This window comes from Mangrovimonas aestuarii, assembly GCF_028767185.1.
GTDB lineage: Bacteria > Bacteroidota > Bacteroidia > Flavobacteriales > Flavobacteriaceae > Mangrovimonas_B > Mangrovimonas_B aestuarii.
The window spans coordinates 157,283-177,133 of record NZ_JARACK010000001.1 but is presented as its reverse complement, the minus strand read 5'-3'; the positions used below and the strand labels follow the sequence as shown (position 1 = coordinate 177,133).

Below are 19,851 nucleotides of genomic sequence, written 5' to 3'. Positions count from 1 at the left end.
GATCATTAAATCAACTTATTATGGGCTTTTTTTAGTCGGACAAAACGTGACATATTTCCTAAAAAACGTGAGTTAACTTATATTTTAGAGATATAATTATATAAATCCTCATTTTCGGAAAGTTCAATTTTTTTGGAAATACGTTCTTTGCGTTTACGGCAGGCTTCGGGGGTGACATTCATAATAGAGCCTATTTCTTTCATTGAAAGATTCATATAGAGATATGAAATAAACCTAATATCATTAGCATTAAGATTGTTGTGTTTGGTTTTAAGCTTAGTCAACAGGCCGTGGTTCACTTTATCAAAATACTCTATAAAATTTCCCCATTCCTCATCATTTTTAAGTAATTCTTTCAGTCGTCTTATGTAATCGGTAATTTCTTTAGTAGGTTTAATTGTTTTTGATTGTTCCAAATCACTTATTATGGATTCAATTAAGTTGTTTTTGTCAATTAGGTATAAGGCTTTGGCCGAAAGTTTTCTGTTTTTGGTTTCTATCTCATTTTTATACTTTTCTTTTTCAAGGAGCAATTTTGTTTCCTTCTCTTTCAATTGTTTTTCAAGCAAAAGATTATTAGCTTTTTCGTTGTCTAGCTCAAGACTTAATATTTTTTCTTGTCTTTGTAATAAATCTTTACGCTGATTACTGCGTATTCGGTTTAATCGTAGAGCCCAAATTAATAATGAAATGATGAAAATGGCTCCTATTGCCAAAACTAGTATTAGTCTTTTTTGAGATTTAATACGTTGACGTTCTTTCGTCAGTTGGTTTTCATAATTCAAGACTTCGAATTTTACTCTGTTAGCTTGGTATTGTTGTCCATTATTTAAATCGTATATAGCTTGCTTTAAATACATCATACTATCCATGGCTACCAATGCCTGTGGGTAGTTTTCAGTTTTACGGCTGATAGCGCTAATTTGATTGAATATTTCGTAACGAGTTTCAAAATTAATAGGCTTTTGGTTTAAAGCTTTGTTACACAGTTGTAATGCTATTTTAGGGTTGCCTCGTTTCACTTCAATATCTGCAAGAGCTAACATGAGTGCTACTCTTGATTCAGAATATCTATTTTCATTAAGTTTCGGTAATAATTCTTTTATCGCGCTCTCTGCTTCAGTTGTATGGCCCAAATCTTTTTTAACAAGAACATCTACAGCTATTGCGTCTAACAAATAATCGGGTTCGTTTTCAAGCAGTTTTAAGGCTTTAGAAATATATGAGCTTGCTTCTTGATACTCTTTTTTTTCACTGTAGACCTGTGCTAAATTGATTGCGTAGATACCTTTCTTTAGGCTGTCTTTTTCTTCATCAGCTAGTTCGTAAGCTTTTAGGAAATATTCTATGGCCTTATCAAAGTTTTTTTGTTGAGAGTAAAGTATAGCGATATTATTTATAGAGGTCATCTCATAAGAAGGATCGAGTTCTTTAATGGCAATGGTATACGACTCTAAATAATATTTAAGTGCTTCGTTGGTATCCAGTAGTTTATGATAGTTTAACCCAATGTTGTTAATGGCTACAAATAGGTTTTTATAGTCCCCTTCTTCATCTGCAATATTACGGGCTTTGGTTAATAATTCCAGTGAGTTAACATATTCTCCTTCCATCATGGCATCCACTCCTTTTAATATTAAATCGTGAGCAGATTCCTGACTCAATAGGGAGGAAGTATTCAACCCTATCAAAAATGTTAAGACTATTAATTTAAGTTTCAAGTTGTGTTAATTTAAGTTAATGCCTGCAAAAGTACAATAACCCAAGGGTTATAGCTGACTTTAAAATTACGAATTTACTTGCAGTATTTTTTTGTTAGTTGGAATTGTAGTTTATGATTATTGATTAAGCTAATGTTATTAGTATCAATAGCTAGAGTTTAAAGTGTTTTTTTATGGTAGTATGATGTGTAATAGTTAGTATATCAGTGTTTTGCATTTCTTGAATTGTCGTTTTTTGTCAATAAATTCATATCTTAATGCTCCTTAATATTTGTTTGATAATATGAAAATCAATCCACCAATTCTCATTTTACTATTTATTCTGTTTTCAAAAGCGTCAAATTCCCAAACCAATCAAAACGAAATAAATAGTTCTTATACCCCTTATGAATTGTTATCCAGTTACTACAGTGATAATTTTCACCCTTTCAAGAAGGGAAATGTTTATGTTGGATTCGCCATGTCTCTTGAAGACAGAAAACTTGAAAATACCAGTCTACTGGTGAATACGGTGCTCGATGGAGATCGAACGAGTTACGACCTAAATTTAAGTGGTGGTTATTTTATAGGTAATTATGCAATGGTCGGAATTAAGTTGAATTACAATCAAGAAAAGTTTTCTGGATTGGTTTTGAAGGATACGGATACACTAAACTCACAATCTATTGATAGGGGCTTTGCGTTTTCACCATTTGTTCGATCCAATGTTCCTTTGACTGCAAATGAACGTTTAAGTTTTTTTACAGAGGTTGGTTTTACCTTTGGTAAGAGTAATTCACTTACTAGGGAAATAAAGGATACAGATGAAATTACTAAAATCTATGAAACTAGTTATAAATTTAAGGTAGGGTTAACTCCTGGAGTCACTTTTTTTGCAATGGAAAATTTTGCATTAGAAATAGGCTTAGATGTTTTGGGGTATGAATTAAATTCTACAGAAAAGACGACTAATGACGATGAAGTATCCAAAAGCACCAGGAACAACGTAGACTTTCAAATAGATATATTGTCGCTCCAATTGGGGTTGGCCTATTATTTTGGAGCAGGAAAATCAAAAAAATAATATAACATGCAAAGGATAAATATTATATCTATGTTGCTCCTAATAGGACTATTAATTGTAGGGTGTGTAAAAGAGGACTATTTTGGAGAATCTCCCTATGGAAATATTAAGGAAATTGTTTTAAGTAATCAATCGGGCATCGCCACTATTACACCGGATAGTCTTTTGGTAACGGTTGAAATACCAGGTGGGGTAGATCTAACAGCGATTACAATTGAAACCTTGGAGATTTCTTCTTTTGCGAGTACTAACAAATCACAAGGGGATTTGCTGAATCTTGAAAACGAAGATACAATTCAAATTACTGCCGAAGACGGTACCGTATACAATTGGACCATTAGGGCATTTGTGGCTTCGGAAACCCCTCAATTAAACAATTGGGATTTGAACTCTTGGTATATGACGGCTAACAACTATTATGAGCCTGGTGAAGATGCTTCCTCAACCATTTGGGGTACGGGAAACCCCGGTACTCAATTGCTTAGTCTCCTGGCTACAGTTCCAGAAGATTTGGGAGATAGTAATTTAGCAGCAAAAATGATTACATTGGACACCGGAGCCTTGGCAGGAGCGTTTGGTATCCCTATTGCAGCAGGTTCTTTGTTTACTGGCTATTTTAATTCTGATAATATTGAGATTGACGACCCTGAAGCCGCCATCGATTTTGGAACTCCCTTTGCAGGAAGACCAATAAAATTGAGGTTCAAATATAGTTATGTTCCTGGTCCTGAAAACAAAAATAAAGATGGTGAATTATTAGCTTATGAGGATGCTTGCGATATTTATGCGCTTTTAGAAATAAGACAATCAGGAGAAATTCAGCGTCTGGCAACTGCTTGGTTTAGAAGCGATTTAACTCAGGAAGATTTAACTTCTAAGGAAGTTGAGTTTAACTATGGCGAATTAGATGATAGTTTTCCAGATTATATGTTTCCTGTTAATCAGGATTTTGTAAGTGATGAGCTAGCGCAATTCGGTTTGCCAACTCACATTACTTTTGTCGCTTCTTCAAGTTTTGATGGTGCTATTTTTTCAGGAGCAATAGGCAGTACTCTTATTATTGATGATATTGAAATGGTTTATGAATAATATAAAAGCTGTGTTTATATGTTTATAAGTCATTCTGTAGTTTGGCAGCATAAGGTTAGTCTATCTATGAATTTTTAGATTATAATTCTACAAACGCTATAGAGCCAGTGAGTTATGTTTTAATAATAATTTTCCCTTTTGCTTTATTGTCTTCCATGTATTGATGTGCATTTGCTACTTTATCCAATGGGAATACTTTGTCAATATTCAAATTGAGGTTTCCATTTTCAATATCATCAATAAATTCCTGAAGTAACTCTTTGGAAAGGTTTTCTGATTCTCCCATGTAGACTGTCAACCTGCCTAATGATGGAATGTCACCCATTGGTGTGAACTCTTTCATAGTCCATTCATTTCCTAATATACCTGTCATGCATACCATTCCTTTGGGTGCAATACATTGAAGTGAATCCTTCAAAGTTTTTGTTCCAATTAGTTCAAGCACCTTGTTAACTCCATCAGTTCGAATTTTTCTGACCTGTTCTTTGACCCTTCCTTCATCGATAACCACATAGTCGGCACCGTTATCTAGCAGTGCTTGTTTTTTGTCAGGGTTTCTAGTGGTAGAAATAACGATTAACCCTTTAGCTTTTGCAAGCTGGCAAGCCAACATTCCGATTGAAGAGGTCCCCCCTCTGATGAGTAAAGTTTCATCCTCCGCTATTTCCAAAGCTTGATTCAATGAGCCAGAAACAGTTTGAAACATTTCAGGAATTGCTCCAAGGGTTTCCCAAGACAAGTTACTTTTAAAAGGAAATACGATCTCCAATGGAACACAGGTGTATTCTGCGTAGCTGCCATCAAAAATCCTTCCCATTCCACCCATGATAGCTGCTACCTGTTGTCCTTTTGAATAAGTGCCGGAAGCATCTTCTTCAATAACTCCAACACATTCAATTCCTTGAATACGCGGAAATACAACGTCAGGAGAATCACCTCTTCTTGTGAAAAGCTCAGATCTATTTAAGCCGAATGCCTCTACTTTAATTAAAACCCATCCTGATTTAACTTTTGGCTTGTCAACGTCCTGAATTTTGATTACCTCTGGGTTTCCAGCTTTTGTTGTTATTGCTGCTTTCATTTTTTTTAATTCGCTACAACGGTTTGGATAAAATGTCGTTTAATGGATATTATCTATTGTTAGCATCTGAATTAGTTTTCTTGTCATTCGAGATGTTTAGTGATTGTTTCTTCAGAAAGCTCTAAAAAACGAGCGGCATTGTTATAGAATATATCCCTTTTTTCATCTTCGGATAAGAACGGTGCTTCTTTTACAGTTTTAATGGCAATCGAAATAGCCTCAGGCCATAACATCTGATCTGTTCCAAACATGATCCGTTTTCCAAATCCAGCATCCATCAATTGTTTAAGTGCGGCGTAAAATGCTTCTTTTGGAAGTGCCCAATTCAAAACTCCAATGTCTGTGTACAATTCAGGATAGATGTACATCATTGCTATCGTTTCTGAAATGTAAGGCCAGCCTGCATGTGCTATGAAAGCTTTCATTTTAGGATGTCTGACTAATACTGGCTCAAAGAGTGTTGGTTTGCCAAGGGTTGTTCTAAATTTAGGGGCAAAAGTGTGGGGCCCACCTGGTGGTCCTAACCCTGTATGCAAACATATTGGAATACCATTTTCTTCTGCAACCTGGTAGTAAGGCTCCATCATTTGGTCATCCGGGGCAAGACCCGCATATTGAAGTCCTAATTCCCCGAGAGCATTGACTTGATTATCATTGAAATATATTTTAAGAGAATCTGGACTTAAAATCGGTTTACCATCATCATTTGTTTGAATACCAATGAGAAACAATTTTGGTTGGGATTCTTTCCAAGTTTTAAGTGCTTTTATAGAAGTGCTGCTTGTAAGAGCAAGTTTGATATTGTTTTTCTTAATCTCATCAAGGACCATTTGAAGATGAATGAGATTGTTTTCTGGTGAACTAAGTACTTGTGCATAAGATTCACCAGCCCACGAAGCTTTCAGGTTGGGGGGTATTCTTTCATATGCATGTAGGTGAATATCTATTATGGGCAATTGAGATTCTTGTGCTGGGCATTTAATATTAATAGCAAATAAAATAATAATTAAATACTTCATAATTTTATTTGTTTTGATGCTAACGGTTCGTATATGTTTTCGTTGCGTGAAAATCCGCTAGGATTTTCGGATTAAGAAACCAAGATAGCAATATTGCGAGAATTTATCCGTGAGTAAAATCGGAAGCAATGATATCTATGACAATTGCAAGTTAAAATCGTATAATCTTTGATTCTTAATCATAGAAAATATTCTATGTACCAATTTGTTGGTTCTAAGGCTCTAAGAAGGAAATAATCTAAGTTGTATTTTTAAAATAAAAAAGATGTGTTCCAAGGCCATTCATTTACCAAGTCGTGATTATGTAGCTACCTATTTATAATAGGTTGAATGTGGGCTTTCGCACCTAAGTTAGTAAAATAAACAAAGTTGTTTTTATTAAAAAGAGACAGATGGACAGCTGTTATTTGTCTGTTTATAAGTCGTTTTTTAGTTTGGCAGCAAAAGGTCAGTCTAGCTTTGAAATTTTAGATCATAATTCTATAAATGCGACAGAACCACGGATCGTATAACCGTAAGTTATCTGTTTGGTTTAGTTTGTTTTTCGCTTTAGCGCCGTTGTTAGCAATTCTGAGTGGGTACGGACGTAGTCAAATCCGCCATAATTGCGGTTATATAGTGTTGTACCTAGGTTTACTTAATGATAGAATAAACATTCCTTTCTCAATTTATCCAAGTCAGGTTTAAATTTCATGGACTGTTCAGCTCTATTGTAGGCTTCCCTTGAATATTGAGTTGCCAATGTTTTTATATTTTCATGGTTTATGGTTTCTATTGATTTAAATACTTTTTGTAATCTTAACATTACTTCTATATTGTTAGCACCATCTCTTGAAATAGGCCGAAAAGCATCATCAAAAAAATCTATCATTGAAATTTTAGGGACTGTTATACAATCATAAATAATACTATTTTCATTGTTATTTTGATTGAATTGATTCCATAAAAAAAACAATCGTTCATGGCTGCCTATAATTTGAATAGCGGTTCCGGGGTCATTAATTCCTGGAGAAAGGGCCTTACTGGCAATTTCTGTTAATGCAATAAACCCAAATCGAGGATCTTCGTCAAACCACCGTGTATTGCCAATATGAATGGCATCATTCATCTTTTTTTTTATTGTATCTAATTCTGGACCCTCTATATTAGTAAAGGATATAATCGCAAAATTTTCATGAATAAAATCACCGGGTAGGCAATTAAGTTGAATTTTTAAGCCGTTCTCTTTAGCCAATGTTTGTAGAGCTGCGATATCCACATGTTGGACATAGCCAACAGTGTTACTAAATACTATTTGAGCATCTGACAATGGGGTCGTTATAGGAAGCGCATTTAGGAATGGTTGTTTAATATAATTAGCTAGGGATTTAGCTGTAACAGATTCTACTTGAGATATGGTATGTTCTAATCGCCCTAATCTCGAAATTCTATTGACCCATTGTAAGAAAGTAAGTATTATTAAGACAAAAAGTGATAGGGTAAACAAAAAAAGAATAAATATTCCGGACTTACCATAAAAACCATTGTCTAGGGCTAAAGTGGCGACGATACTAAATATGAATGATCCTATGAAAACTGATAACGCATTTTGCGACATATCATCTGTTACCACAATGTGGAAGGATCTTGGAGTAGCCGTTCTACTTGCCGAAGAGAGTGCCGATAACATGGATCCTACAGCAAATATTGAGATGACTAACATGCTAGCAGATATCGTGTCCAACAAGCCCTCAATCGATTCTTTTTTTATAGAAGGAACTATTTTGTCTAATTTTGTTCCATCTGCTTGTTGTGCAAATAGTGCCCCACTAATTGAGATTAAACAGAACAGTAAAGGTCTAAACCATAATTGCTCACGTAATTTGTGAAAATAAATAAAGAGACTTTTTTTCATAGCCTTTAAATTAGGTTTTTGTTATACTGAAATATAGTGGTTCTGTCACAACTAAGGGTTCTGTCGCATCTAAGTTAGCAAAATAAACAAAGTGGTTCTGTCGCATCTGAGTCATTTGTATTTGGCAGTATAAAGCCAAGCTAACTATTATTTTTTAGAATTTATTTCTAAAAATGCGACAGAACGCTTGAACTATATTTAGTTAATTTTGCAACCCTACTTGAACATCCATTGGGTTGATAAGCGAATTGAAGATTGGCGATTGCTTAGCCAAAGTTATTAATTCCAGTTTTTGTGCTTCATCTGACCCTTTGATGTCAAAAGTCACCCTGATTTGCTTAAATCCTTTAGGGCCTGTAGAATTCAATCCAAGAAAACCTTTGATGTCTATGTCGCCTTCAATTTTTGAAGATACACCTTCAATTTCAATACCTCTTGCGGCTGCCAATAATACCATGGCCGTAGTCATACATCCTAATAAACCGTGAAGTATTACCTCACCTGGATTTGCCCCTTTATTGTTTCCGAGAAGTACTGGTGGTTCGTCATTATCGTAAATAAATGGTTCGGTTCTGCTAGTGTCTTCTTGACAGGCTCCGTAAAAACCTTGAATATAACTTCTGTTGTGTGCTCCGCCTACCCATTCGTTGGTAGCACGCAGTTGAAAATCGCCTATTTCAGGTTTAGTTTGAAGAGCTGTTACCATTACAGCGATATCTTTTTGATTAAATCCGTTTACTGTTTTTGTTAGAGTTTCCATACTTTTATTCTTTATTGATTAATACTTGATTAGAATACAAAAGTATGTATGTAAAGCCCTTGAGGGATAGGCAGAAAAGTCCATAAAATTGACAATTCAGGCCAAAGCGATAAAAATGGGCCACTGGCTTAATTAAATGGAGGTTATTGTTGTATAGGAGTGTCCCTATATTGTAACGGTGTTAATGAAAAACGCTGTTTAAAAGCTCTTATAAAACTTGAAGGTTCTTCAAATCCACATTCAAATCCAATACTATTTACAGCTTTATCGGTGGTAGTTAGGAGGTGAGATGCCAAATCAAGGCGCTTATTGGAAAGCCATTTACCTGGAGACGTTTTGTATATACCCTGGAAGTTTCTTTTAAATGAACTTAAACTCATATGGCAAAGGTTGGCATACTGTTCCAGATTTAGACAATAGGCAAAGTTTTCTTCCATAACCTGCTGCAGCTGGGTGCTTTGTTCTTTGGTTATTGATTGGAGGTACTCGGCTAATGTTTTATGAATGGGGTTTGTGAAGATATTAAGCAGCAATTCTTCAAATTTAAGCTGCAAAAGGTTTTTGTCTGGATAGGAGGGGGAGTCCAAAAAAGCAGCAAGTGAATTGATATATCCTTCGAGATACGCATCAAGTTGAATCCTGATGACGGCATCTGTATGGTTTTCTTCATTTGAAGTACTGTTTGCCACAATAGCGGTAAACCTTTGAATGAATTTCTTAATAAATTCGTCTGGTATGAATACCATAAGCGCACAATAATCTTCATCGAAATACTGGTGCACCAAGTTAGCTCCCTTTTTAACAAACAAGGAATCTCCGGCTTCAACGATGTAATCATTATAAATACTTCGCCACATTTTTTTACCAGAGGTCACAAAAACAAAGTAATTAGACTTTGACCAAATACCTGCTTTTACTTCATTTACTAAACATTTATATTCAATAAAGAGCAAATCATGGATTTGAAGTTTTTTGTAATTGGTAGCCGTCTTGAGATATCCGTAAAGGTCTAGCATATTTTTAACAAAAAGCCATCAAAGGCAGTTAATAAATTATCCTTGAATTATCCACTGTTGGTTCTGTCTCATCTAATTTAGTAAAAAAAACAAAGGTGAATTTTTAAGACGTGTAGGGCTTATAGATTCAAATTATGAGTTTCGAAAGTGCTGCCTCCCCAGGATCCAAAAGACATTTTATTTCGTTTTAGATCAAATTCAATTAATAAAGAGATTAATTCATCGTTTTTTGAGGTTCTGTCGCATCTAAGATTGCAAGATAGACAAAGTTGTGTTTTTAAAATAAAAAAGACATCTTCCAAGGCCATTTATTTCCCAAGTCCGTGAGTTACCAACACCGCTCCCTGAACCGATTGGGACTCCTGCGTCTTGCAGTGTCTTAATGTCTCTATATACTGTTATAAGGCTAATTTCATTGCGTTTAACTAGCTCTTTAGCTGTTACAACCTTATTGGATTGAAGTTGTATAAGTATTACTGTTATTCTTGTAAGGCTATTTATATTATAATACTTACAGAAATTTTATCATCTGAATTCAGACTTGCTTTTCTTCTAATGTCAGCTTTTATGGGAAGTAGATAAGTATCAAGTTTTTTATCGAACCAAATTGCAGTATCCCATTCAAGTCCATTAACATTTGCAGAGGCTTTCATTCGTCCCCAACCTTCTTCTTGCCATTTTAAATGTTCTCGAATTTCTTTAGAAATTTCTTTTGGTAAAGAGACAAAAAACCATCCTCCGCTTGCATCGTGTTTCCACATTTTTCCAGAAAAATTGTATTTAATTTTTGCTTGCAATTTCTTGTCTATTTTGATTCAGTCCTTGTTTTTTTTAATTTGCATAACGTTCTCGGTTTCCTTAATCATTTTCCCTATGACAAGGTGGAGCTTGACTCATTACAGGTCCTTTTTTAAATCTCGTTCTCGTCGGCTTCCCTTTTTTATTGTACCTAATAATCATTGTAAGTCCATTCCAATTATGTAGAACTACTTTTTTTAAACTTTCGTCGTTTCGATAGACTTTGTGTTCGAAGTAACAATCTCCAAATCCATTTATTAAGCTAAAAGAGGTTCTTGAATTCAGTTTAGTTGAATTGGATTGAGAAAATGCACTTGAACAATGGGCAAATATCATACAATATAAAATGAGGAACTTCATGTCTTTTAATTATTTACAACGGATTGTGTATGGTTTCGTTGCTTAAGCGTAAAATAGGATTTTGTCGAAACCCACAGTTCAGCCGCAAGGACTTTCCGAAGGAAACGTCCGAAGCAATGATATCTATGACAGTTGCAAGTTAAAATCGTATAATATTTGATTCTTAATCATAGAAAATATTATATATACCAATTTGTTGGTTCTGCCGCATCTAAGATAGCAAAATAGACAAAGCTGTAGTGATCAAGAAGGGACAGATGGAAGGTAAGTGTTCATCTGTTTTATAAGTAGTTTTGTAGTTTGGCAGCATAGTCCCAGATTAGTTATGAAGTTTTAGATGATAATTTTTAAAGCAAGACAGAACTCAAAGTGTTTATACTTACCGCTGGCTGTAATTTGAATAAAAAACATGTGCGTGTAATTTGTTGAATAGTAAAACGTTAAGAGTGGATTTAAAATAATTTTGCTTTTAGGCTGGGAGTTATATCGACTTAACTGTTATATAATAGGGTTTTGTAGCTTTTTGTTATGAAAAAGAATCTAAAAAAATACAACCCCCGTATATCATTTATAGACCCCAAAAACAGATCATGAAAATCAAATCTAGTTATTTATTAATAGTGTGGCTACTGATCATTGCTACGGGACTATCTCTTTCATATAAAATTTACTACCTTGAAAGTGATTTTACTGGTTTTCCTGCCGAGAAAACGTATCAAGTTGATTTTCGGTTTTTTCTGAAATCTTCCGAAAGTGGAACGACACAAGTAAATTCATTTATACCGGTATCGAACAAACATCAAAAGATAAGTGTTAGGAAAAATGTATCAAACGATACACTTAAGTTTTCTAAGCTCAAAGAAAATCAAAACTCAGTAGGTGTGTGGGGAATTGAAGCTCCCAATTACTTCGCAGATTTCTCATATTCGTTTGATTATGAAGGAAAGTCAATGACTTTTAATTTACCAGATCAATTTAAGGTTTCAACCAGTGGAGTTGAACCCGAGTATCTGATGCCATCAGAATTTATACAGGCTAATGATAGTAGAATAGCTTCTATTGCGACTCGATTAAAACAAGGAAAGCAAAGTGACCTTGAAATATTAGAGTCTATATTTGATTATGTTTACCAAATTCCTTCGGCTCCAATCGTTTCCTTAACGGACGCCATTACTACTATAAAGCAAAACAAGGCGTCCTGTAATGGAAAAAGTAGATTGATGGTGGCCCTAGCAAGAAATTTAGGGTATCCTTCTAGAATTAAAGGAGGTATTATTCTTGAAGAAACAAATAAGAGAACATCTCACGCTTGGGTAGAAGTGTTTATCAACGAACAATGGATTCCATTCGATCCTTTAAATAACCATTTTGCATATTTGCCTGCAAACTATTTAGAGCTATATGTTGGAGATGAGTTTTTGATAACCCATACAGCTGGAATCAAGTTTGATTATGCTTTTGAAATAAATGAAAAGGTAAGTCTTCCATATTTTAAAACAAATGAAAGAGAATTTATAAATCACGATTACTTTTCATTTCTGGGGTTAATAGAAAAAAATGTAATAGGAATTAATATTCTTAGGATTCTTATTTTGATACCTCTAGGAGGTTTGGTTATAGCTTTCTTACGGAATGTTGTGGGTATTAAAACGTTTGGTGTTTTTTTACCTGTCCTTATTGCTATTTCAATTATGGAAGTGGGCTTTGCAAATGGTCTTTTATCGTTTGTGTTTTTAATTGTTTTAGTGGGGCTACTTTCACACCCCCTGAATAATGCTAGAATATTGAATACTCCAAAATTAGTCGTTCTATTATGTTTCATGATCTTTGTTATCATAATAGGATCCTATTTTGGCCACTTGGCAAATCTTCCTTGGCTTAAAAGTCTTTCCATATTTCCAGTAATTATATTAACCATTTCTGCAGAGCGATTTTCATCAGCCGTAGTAGAGGAGGGCTTTATGCATGCCTTAAATATTTTGACACAAACACTTTTAGCAGTTACTCTGTGCTATTTCATACTGCAATATGATGAGATTTATAAATTGATAATTGTTTTTCCAGAATTACTCGTTATTATCATTGCTCTATCTCTTTTACTGGGTCGGTACATTGGTTTTAGGTGGACGGAAGTAATACGATTTAGAAAATTGTTAAACCACCAAACTCAGGCCTAATGTTTTTAAAGTCTCTAATTCAAAAGAAAAAAGAAATATTAGGTATAAATAACCGTAATATTAGGTTTGTTTATCCTGAAAATGATGCCAATGATTACAAGTTTGCAGATGATAAAGTGTTAATGAAGAGTACATTGGAAAAGCATCTGGTGCCATGTCCAATAACCTTTAGTGTCATTGAGCGAAGCTTTGAGATTAAGCAAAAATGGGATTTATGTAAGCAGTATTCTTCAATGGCAATAAAACCGGCAAAGGGTTCTGGAGGAGGTGGAATTATGATTATCCACAAGAATAAGAATTCCTTATGGTTGAAAGGCGATAAATTAATAGAAGAGAGAGAGGTTTTGCAGCACATCTCTTGTGTTATTTCAGGCATGTATTCTAAAGGGGAGAGTGATAAATGTTTAATTGAAGAATGTGTTGCTCCCCATAGCTTTTTCAATTTGATTTACCCCAATGGTGTTCCTGATTTTAGGGTAATAACTTATAAGTGTAGACCAATAATGGCCATGTTAAGAATGCCAACATCAAGGTCTAAGGGGTTGGCTAACCTACATCAGGGAGGTGTTGGTATAGGTATAGATATGGTTAACGGACGGTTAAAGGAAGTATATAACGGTAAAAGTTACAGCAATTTTCATCCAGATAACTCAAATCCTTTAACAGATATTCAAGTTCCGTTTTGGAATGAGATTTTGGAGCTTTCTATAATGACAGCTCAGGCCATACCTTTAAATTACTTAGGAGTTGATTTAGTGATAGACCGAGAAAAAGGACCTCTCATAATGGAAGTAAATGCCCGTCCAGGGTTAGCTATACAGATGGTTAACCGAATTGGGTTGAACAAACTTTTATGCGAACATGATGATGTTAAAGAGATTGATAGGTCTGAGAAATCATTAGCCGAAAAAACCAACACAGAAATTGACATTCCAATACAAGAAAGTATTTATTAATATACCTCAAAAAAGAATAATTCTAAAAATGAAAACTACTTCCTTACTAACTGTAGTATTATTATTTTCCATTCATGTTTTTGCTCAAAAAGAAAAAAATATTGATAATGAATTAGAAGTAACTGCTCTTACTGGCTATGAATACAATTACTTTAAAAGCCCTTCCAAGGTTATTTTTAATGACATTTTGTTAACTGAAGATGATCTTGTGGCTAGTAGCCCTTTTGAGAATATAGATCTTAATTATGATTATAAAAGAAAATGGAATGGGAACAAAATTTGGCTATCAGCGTCTCCCGAGTTTCGATATTTTAACGAAAATGCTGACGATAGCTATTGGAGCTTAAAAATTAAAGGACGTTATGATTATCGAATAACGAAAACGTTAAAGCTAGACACTGATATTTATTTTCGCCGCATGGCAAGAGAAGGGTTGGATGGAGATCAAGATGTTCTTATTAATCCTTTAGGGTATTCGCTTTTGGGAGGAAGTGCTGGATTAGATCTGGATATAGGAAGAGATATCCAAATGGAGGTAGCGGCTTTTTTTAATCATAAAAACTATGATAAATACGGTGTGAAAGACTTGAAGTATAATGAGTTTGGGGTCGATTTTAACATAGAACAGGAATTTGAGTTACTGAAGACAAAACACGAGTTAGGACTGTCTACTTATTTGAAAAAAAGGCTGTATGAGACCTATGATGCCTTTGATGAAGAACCCTATGGAACAAGAGATTGGAATTATTGGAAGGGTGAATTATTTTATAAAACAAATTTAACTAAGAGGCTTGAATTTGATACGGATTTTGCCTATTTAATCCGAACAGACTTAGGTGCTAATCGTTCTGGATATGAGCAATATGGCGTGTCTTTAGGGTTGGATTATGAAAATAAACGTTTGGATATTGGTTTAGGAGCAGAGCTGCTAAATAGAAAGTATACAGCTATTTCGGCTCGAGATAACGAGGGGCAAATAGGAGAAATGACTAAGTATAAATACTTGAATTTGAGTTTCGATATTCAATATAGCCTTTCAAAACACTTTACTGTTTCTGCAGAAGCCTATCAAAGAGTCAGAAACACTAATTATACAGATTTATCGGCAAGATCATTTAGAGGGTTTACATATCAATTTGCAGGATTAGGAGTTATATACGAGCTATAAGGTATTGATAATTATGCAAAAGGTTGAGGTAATAAAAAAAGCGATGTTTCCATCGCTTTTTAGTTTGCACAATAAGTTAACTAATTAATTAAAGGGTAATAATACAGTGTCTATTACATGTATTATTCCGTTTGAGGCACTTATATTGATAAGGTCAGGACTTACAAAATTAGCCATATTGCCTATTGCTATAATTTTCGGATCGGTATCAACTTGGAAAGATTCTCCCAACAAAGTTTGGATTGTTTTTACTCCATTTTGAGGAACAACACTGTTTGATGCTCTACGGCCATTGGTAACATGATATAACAATACGTTTAAAACTAAATCTGCAGGTAAATCTGTAATATCTTCAACTCCCTCTATTCCATCATAAAGCGCATAAAAGGCATCATCCGTTGGAGCAAATACCGTATATTGATCAGTACCATTTAAGAATAGGTCAACCAATCCAGCGTCAAGTTCTGCATCTACATAAGCTAGAGCCGATACAAGTTGTGTAAAATTAGCAGCAATAGCTATTTCTGCTATAGATTCATCCCCTTTTTTAGGGGCTCCATTTCTTTCGGTAGTGGCTGGTGCATTACTAGATTCAAGCATTTGATAAATACTCTGCTCGTTAGCGTTATCCGAAGAATCTATTTCAGAGTCATTAGAACAGGATAAGGCGATGAAAGCAAAAAGTGTGAAGGTGATTTTTGAGATTAGGCTTAGTGAATTTGTTTTCATAATTCTATTTTATTAGTTATGTTGTTATTACAAATCTAAATCTAAATAGCTGTTTATTAAATAGTTGTGTGATATTATAGATTATATGCGACGTTTTTTGGTTATGCACCATTATCGTACAAGTTTTATGGGAAAAATAAGGTGAATTCTTAACCTAATGGAAAAGTTCTGTAACATCAAGGTTCGTAAAATGCACTAAGTTGTAGTGATCAAGAAGGGACAGATGGACAGCAAGTGTTTATCTTTACATAAGTCATTTTGTAGTTACGGCAGCCTAAGGTCTTATTAGCTGTGCAATTGATATTATAGCTTTCTCTACGAGACAGAACTCAGACTTAATGTAAACATTGGGAGAATCTAGATTGCCAGCGAGAATAAAATAGAAAAAGGTATTTTGCTGTGAATCAGTAGTGTTGTTTTTGGGCGGATTTAATTTACTCTACTTTTTTGCTCATAAATTTAGTATTTTTAATTACATCAAATTTGAGCATGGTTTTACAAAATACAGAATCATTTGTTTTAGAATTGTTTGGTAGTAGTTTACCCTCAGAGAACTTTTATCACAATACATCTCATACTAAAAGAGTTGTTGATCTTACGACAATTTTAGCTACTGAAGAAGGCTGTAGTGATGAAGAAATTTTCTTGGTCAAGTTAGCTGCTTGGTTTCATGATACTGGTTTTTTGAAAACAAATGAAGGGCATGAAGAGGAAAGCGTAAGAATAGCAACTGATTTTTTGCAAAAGGAAGGTGTTAACGATAGTCAACTAGATCTAATCAAACAGCTCATTTTGGTTACCAAAAGCGATGTGGTTCCCAAAACTAAACTGGAAAAGATAATTAAAGATGCTGATTGTGGTCATCTTGCGTTAGAAGATTTTTTTGATATTTCGCAAAGACTACGTTTGGAAGAAAGTCTAAAAAAAGGATCGGATATAGAAGAATTTGATTGGTTGATACAAAATAAAGAATTTCTTCAAACCCATAGGTTTTATACAATTTATGCCCAACAACACTGGCAACCCAAAAAAGAAATCAATCAATATAGGCTTCAGCAAAAAATTGAAAAAGCCTCCATAAAAAAAGATAAAAATAGTAAAGAAAATAAGTTTGGTAGAGGTGTTGAAACTTTATTTAGGGTTCAATTAAAAAACCATATAGAATTAAGTGCTATTGCAGATACTAAAGCGAATATTCTATTGTCTGTAAATGCAATAATAATTTCAATAGCACTCTCAAATCTGATCCCTAAATTAGATAGTCCTTCAAATAGGTTTTTGGTGTTTCCAACACTAATTTTAATGGTTTTTAGTGTGAGCTCTGTAGTATTGTCTGTTATTTCTACTAGACCAAAGGTGTCGAATGTTAAGGTTACTCGGGATATGATTAAAAACAAATCAACCAATATTTTGTTCTTCGGTAACTTTTACAAGATGAGTTTAAAGGAATTTGAATGGGGCATTAATCATTTAATAGCAAATGAAGATACCTTATATAATTCACTGACAAAAGACCTGTATTATCTTGGACTGGTTCTGGAAAGGAAATACCGTTTGCTACGCGTGACCTACACGGTTTTTATGATAGGTATTATTATATCAGCACTGTCTTTTATTATTAGCTATTATTTAAATGTTTCAATCTAAAAAAACGAATTATGGAGTATTTGGATACGGGACTATTTAAAGTAATTATTTCTCTTCGCTTGTTGAAAGAAAAGTTTGAGGGGATTTTGAAGACTAGTAATCCAGCTGCTCGAAATCAGGCTCAAGAAGTTTTACTTTTTTTTGATACATATCCGGCTTTAATTGCTGGAACAGCTTCCAAAGATGAGTTTCTAGAATACAAGGCTGTAATCGATCAATTAATGGTGAGTGTTTTTCCTCCGGTATTGACCAGCAATGAGATTAAGGCAGCTGTTTTTCCTTATTCAAATGAATTGTTTTATTGCAGTGGTAGATTGCGAAAAATTATAGACAATGCAAATACCACTGATAATATATTTAATGATCTGTTTAAGGATAATGAAGACTCTTTTGATTTATTGGGCTATGCAATTATTTTAAATAGTTATTATAATTATGAAGTAGATTTCGATAGGCCCAAGACAATTTCAGTAACCGATAAGAAAGGCATCAGGAAACGTTATAGGGTGACATTTAATGCTGATTTCTTGGATATTTATCCCAATGAGAATGCCATAGAAATAACCCCAGATATTCTCACAGAATTATTATCCAAAACACATGATAAGCAACTCTGGGATAAGTGTTTTCCAAAAGAATCCTGGACTATTGAAGGTTTTGGATTAATTAACTTAATTGATACATCTCTTGATGAACAGATAGACGACTTTAAGTCTCATTTAATTAAGCCCAATAAAGATAGCTTTCAATTCTTAGTAAGCGATATCCGCAGGATTTTCAAGTTGCCAGATCTAAAGTTAGGAAGCTATAGTGTTGATAATAATCAACTGGTTCCCCCATACGATAGAAATTTTGAGATGCTTACACTGTCTCCTTTGGATAGTGTGAGTATTGATGAATACGCGTGCAATCATATTAATACTAGATTATTTAAGGAACACAAGCCTGTTACAATAGCCAATGTAGAGCTATATCACAAGCAAACAGGCGGTAATAGGCTTAGTAAGCAACTTTTGGAAAGAGGGCTTAAAAGTATTGCGCTAATACCTATTCCAATTAAAGGTAAATTACGGTTTATAATTGAGTTGGGGACTACTAAAGTTAATCAGCTTAACCCTATTAACATGGTGAAGCTGGAGACAATCATGCCGTTTATTTTAAGTTATTCTAAACGGTCAGTCACCGAATATGAAAATGAAATAAGTGCTGTAATTCAAAATGAATGTACATCTATTCATCCATCCGTTCAATGGCGTTTTGAGCAGGAAGCAAATAAATACATTCAAGAGCGTAATTATGGGGATTCTCCAGTTTTTGATGAAATTGTATTTAAGGATGTTTTGCCACTATATGGACAAGTCGATATTGTAGGGTCGTCTAAGGCTCGAAATGATGCTATACTTTCCGATTTAACTACACAATTGAATTTAAGTAAGGATTTAATTCAAAAGAGAATAAAAGATAAAGACTTACCTTTTTATGAACAATTGATTTATCAAATAGATAAATTTTTATTTGAGTTGAATGAGGGGTTTCATGCCAATTCAGAACAAGAAGTAAATATTTTTTTTGAGAACAAGATTTTTCCATTATTTGAATATTTAGTTAAAACAAGTAATGATTCTGATGACATAGAAATGTTTTTAGGAAGGCTTGATAAAGCAAATAAAACCCTGTATCATGAACGTAAAAAGTATGATGTTACTGTTAGTGTTATCAATAAAATTTTATCCAATTTTATTGATAAAGAACAGGTTAAAGCTCAGGACGTTTTCCCTCATTATTTCGAGAAATTTAAAACAGATGGCATTGAGCACAATATTTACATTGGGCAATCATTAGTGAAAAATCTTGAGTTTCATCCCTCAGCACTTTACAATCTAAGATTATGGCAATTACAGGTAACTTGCGAAATGGAAGCGATGTACTATCACGAAGTTAAAGACTTTCCAGTTCGATTGGAGGTTGCATCACTAATTTTAGCATATGATGTGCCAATAACTATTAGGTATCGAATGGATGAAAAGCAGTTTGACGTTGATGGAGCATACAATGTGCGTTATGAAATGATAAAAAAACGTATTGATAAGGCGCATATTAAAAACACCAAGGAACGCCTTACCCAACCTTATAAGCTTTGTGTAGTTTATTCAAGTATTGTAATAGAGCGAGAATATCTAGCTTATTTTGAGTTTTTACAAGCTAAAAATTATGTTGGTCAAAATCTGGAAATAGTTGAACTGGAAGAACTACAAGAGGCTAGCGGAATAAAAGCAATAAGAGTGGATTTAAATCATAATCTAAAAAAAGCGGATAACTTCTTCAAAGTAGAAGACCTACATTCTTTGTAAAATTGGTAATAGTTTGTTGAAC

Annotated in this window: 16 protein-coding genes; 7 read left to right on the top strand and 9 right to left on the bottom strand. The window is 34.0% G+C overall.

Annotation, left to right across the window (positions count from 1 at the left end):
* Positions 1-77 precede the first annotated feature (77 nt).
* Entirely contained in the window at positions 78-1,721 is a 1,644-nt protein-coding gene (locus PWU04_RS00820; RefSeq protein WP_274473904.1) for a tetratricopeptide repeat protein, read from the bottom strand.
* A gap of 283 nt (positions 1,722-2,004) precedes the next feature.
* Between PWU04_RS00820 and PWU04_RS00815 the strand changes: the two genes are divergently transcribed.
* Together PWU04_RS00815 and PWU04_RS00810 are read left to right on the top strand one after the other, a co-directional pair.
* Complete coding sequence (locus PWU04_RS00815) at positions 2,005-2,784, top strand: hypothetical protein (protein WP_274473903.1); 780 nt, start codon at positions 2,005-2,007, stop codon at positions 2,782-2,784.
* Between the two features lie 30 nt (positions 2,785-2,814).
* Positions 2,815-3,873 carry a PCMD domain-containing protein gene (locus tag PWU04_RS00810; protein ID WP_274473902.1) on the top strand — a complete coding sequence of 353 codons (1,059 nt, stop codon included), beginning with the start codon at positions 2,815-2,817 and terminating at the stop codon, positions 3,871-3,873.
* 112 nt (positions 3,874-3,985) lie between these two features.
* On the opposite strand, the gene PWU04_RS00805 is transcribed toward PWU04_RS00810, so the two are convergent.
* The 7 genes from PWU04_RS00805 to PWU04_RS00775 all read right to left on the bottom strand — a co-directional run bounded on the left by PWU04_RS00805 (position 3,986) and on the right by PWU04_RS00775 (position 10,440).
* Positions 3,986-4,954, bottom strand: coding sequence for a zinc-binding alcohol dehydrogenase family protein (locus tag PWU04_RS00805; RefSeq protein ID WP_274473901.1), 969 nt, complete (start codon positions 4,952-4,954; stop codon positions 3,986-3,988).
* Positions 4,955-5,037: 83 nt separating this feature from the next.
* Positions 5,038-5,973, bottom strand: coding sequence for an amidohydrolase family protein (locus PWU04_RS00800; RefSeq protein WP_274473900.1), 936 nt, complete (start codon positions 5,971-5,973; stop codon positions 5,038-5,040).
* A 637-nt stretch (positions 5,974-6,610) separates the two neighbouring features.
* Positions 6,611-7,867 (bottom strand): DUF2254 domain-containing protein, encoded by a 1,257-nt coding sequence (locus tag PWU04_RS00795; protein ID WP_274473899.1) that lies wholly within the window; start codon positions 7,865-7,867, stop codon positions 6,611-6,613.
* 202 nt (positions 7,868-8,069) lie between these two features.
* Positions 8,070-8,627 carry an OsmC family protein gene (locus tag PWU04_RS00790; RefSeq protein ID WP_274473898.1) on the bottom strand — a complete coding sequence of 186 codons (558 nt, stop codon included), beginning with the start codon at positions 8,625-8,627 and terminating at the stop codon, positions 8,070-8,072.
* Between the two features lie 143 nt (positions 8,628-8,770).
* Complete coding sequence (locus PWU04_RS00785; protein ID WP_274473897.1) at positions 8,771-9,643, bottom strand: helix-turn-helix domain-containing protein; 873 nt, start codon at positions 9,641-9,643, stop codon at positions 8,771-8,773.
* Between the two features lie 246 nt (positions 9,644-9,889).
* A complete protein-coding gene (locus PWU04_RS00780; RefSeq protein WP_274474257.1) occupies positions 9,890-10,117 on the bottom strand; it encodes an HTH domain-containing protein in 228 nt (75 codons plus the stop codon).
* Positions 10,118-10,140: 23 nt separating this feature from the next.
* On the bottom strand, positions 10,141-10,440 hold the full coding sequence (locus PWU04_RS00775) for a DUF1905 domain-containing protein (RefSeq protein WP_274473896.1): 300 nt from the start codon (positions 10,438-10,440) through the stop codon (positions 10,141-10,143).
* A gap of 951 nt (positions 10,441-11,391) precedes the next feature.
* Between PWU04_RS00775 and PWU04_RS00770 the strand changes: the two genes are divergently transcribed.
* The 3 genes from PWU04_RS00770 to PWU04_RS00760 are packed head-to-tail and all read left to right on the top strand — an operon-like array spanning position 11,392 to position 15,102.
* Complete coding sequence (locus tag PWU04_RS00770; RefSeq protein ID WP_274473895.1) at positions 11,392-12,978, top strand: 7TM domain-containing protein; 1,587 nt, start codon at positions 11,392-11,394, stop codon at positions 12,976-12,978.
* Positions 12,978-13,934 (top strand): sugar-transfer associated ATP-grasp domain-containing protein, encoded by a 957-nt coding sequence (locus tag PWU04_RS00765; RefSeq protein WP_274473894.1) that lies wholly within the window; start codon positions 12,978-12,980, stop codon positions 13,932-13,934. Before PWU04_RS00770 ends, PWU04_RS00765 begins: the two co-directional genes overlap by 1 nt.
* Before the next feature lie 28 nt (positions 13,935-13,962).
* Positions 13,963-15,102, top strand: a complete 1,140-nt coding sequence (locus PWU04_RS00760) for a porin family protein (protein ID WP_274473893.1) — start codon at positions 13,963-13,965, stop codon at positions 15,100-15,102.
* 84 nt (positions 15,103-15,186) lie between these two features.
* Here the strand turns inward: PWU04_RS00760 and PWU04_RS00755 are convergent, their stop codons facing one another.
* Positions 15,187-15,831 (bottom strand): fasciclin domain-containing protein, encoded by a 645-nt coding sequence (locus tag PWU04_RS00755; protein WP_274473892.1) that lies wholly within the window; start codon positions 15,829-15,831, stop codon positions 15,187-15,189.
* A 489-nt stretch (positions 15,832-16,320) separates the two neighbouring features.
* Here PWU04_RS00755 and PWU04_RS00750 point away from each other — a divergent pair, with 489 nt between their 5' ends.
* Positions 16,321-17,478: a Pycsar system effector family protein gene (locus PWU04_RS00750; protein WP_274473891.1), complete on the top strand. Its 1,158-nt coding sequence runs from the start codon at positions 16,321-16,323 to the stop codon at positions 17,476-17,478.
* 11 nt (positions 17,479-17,489) lie between these two features.
* On the top strand, positions 17,490-19,829 hold the full coding sequence (locus PWU04_RS00745; protein WP_274473890.1) for a hypothetical protein: 2,340 nt from the start codon (positions 17,490-17,492) through the stop codon (positions 19,827-19,829).
* The last annotated feature ends 22 nt before the right edge of the window (positions 19,830-19,851 follow it).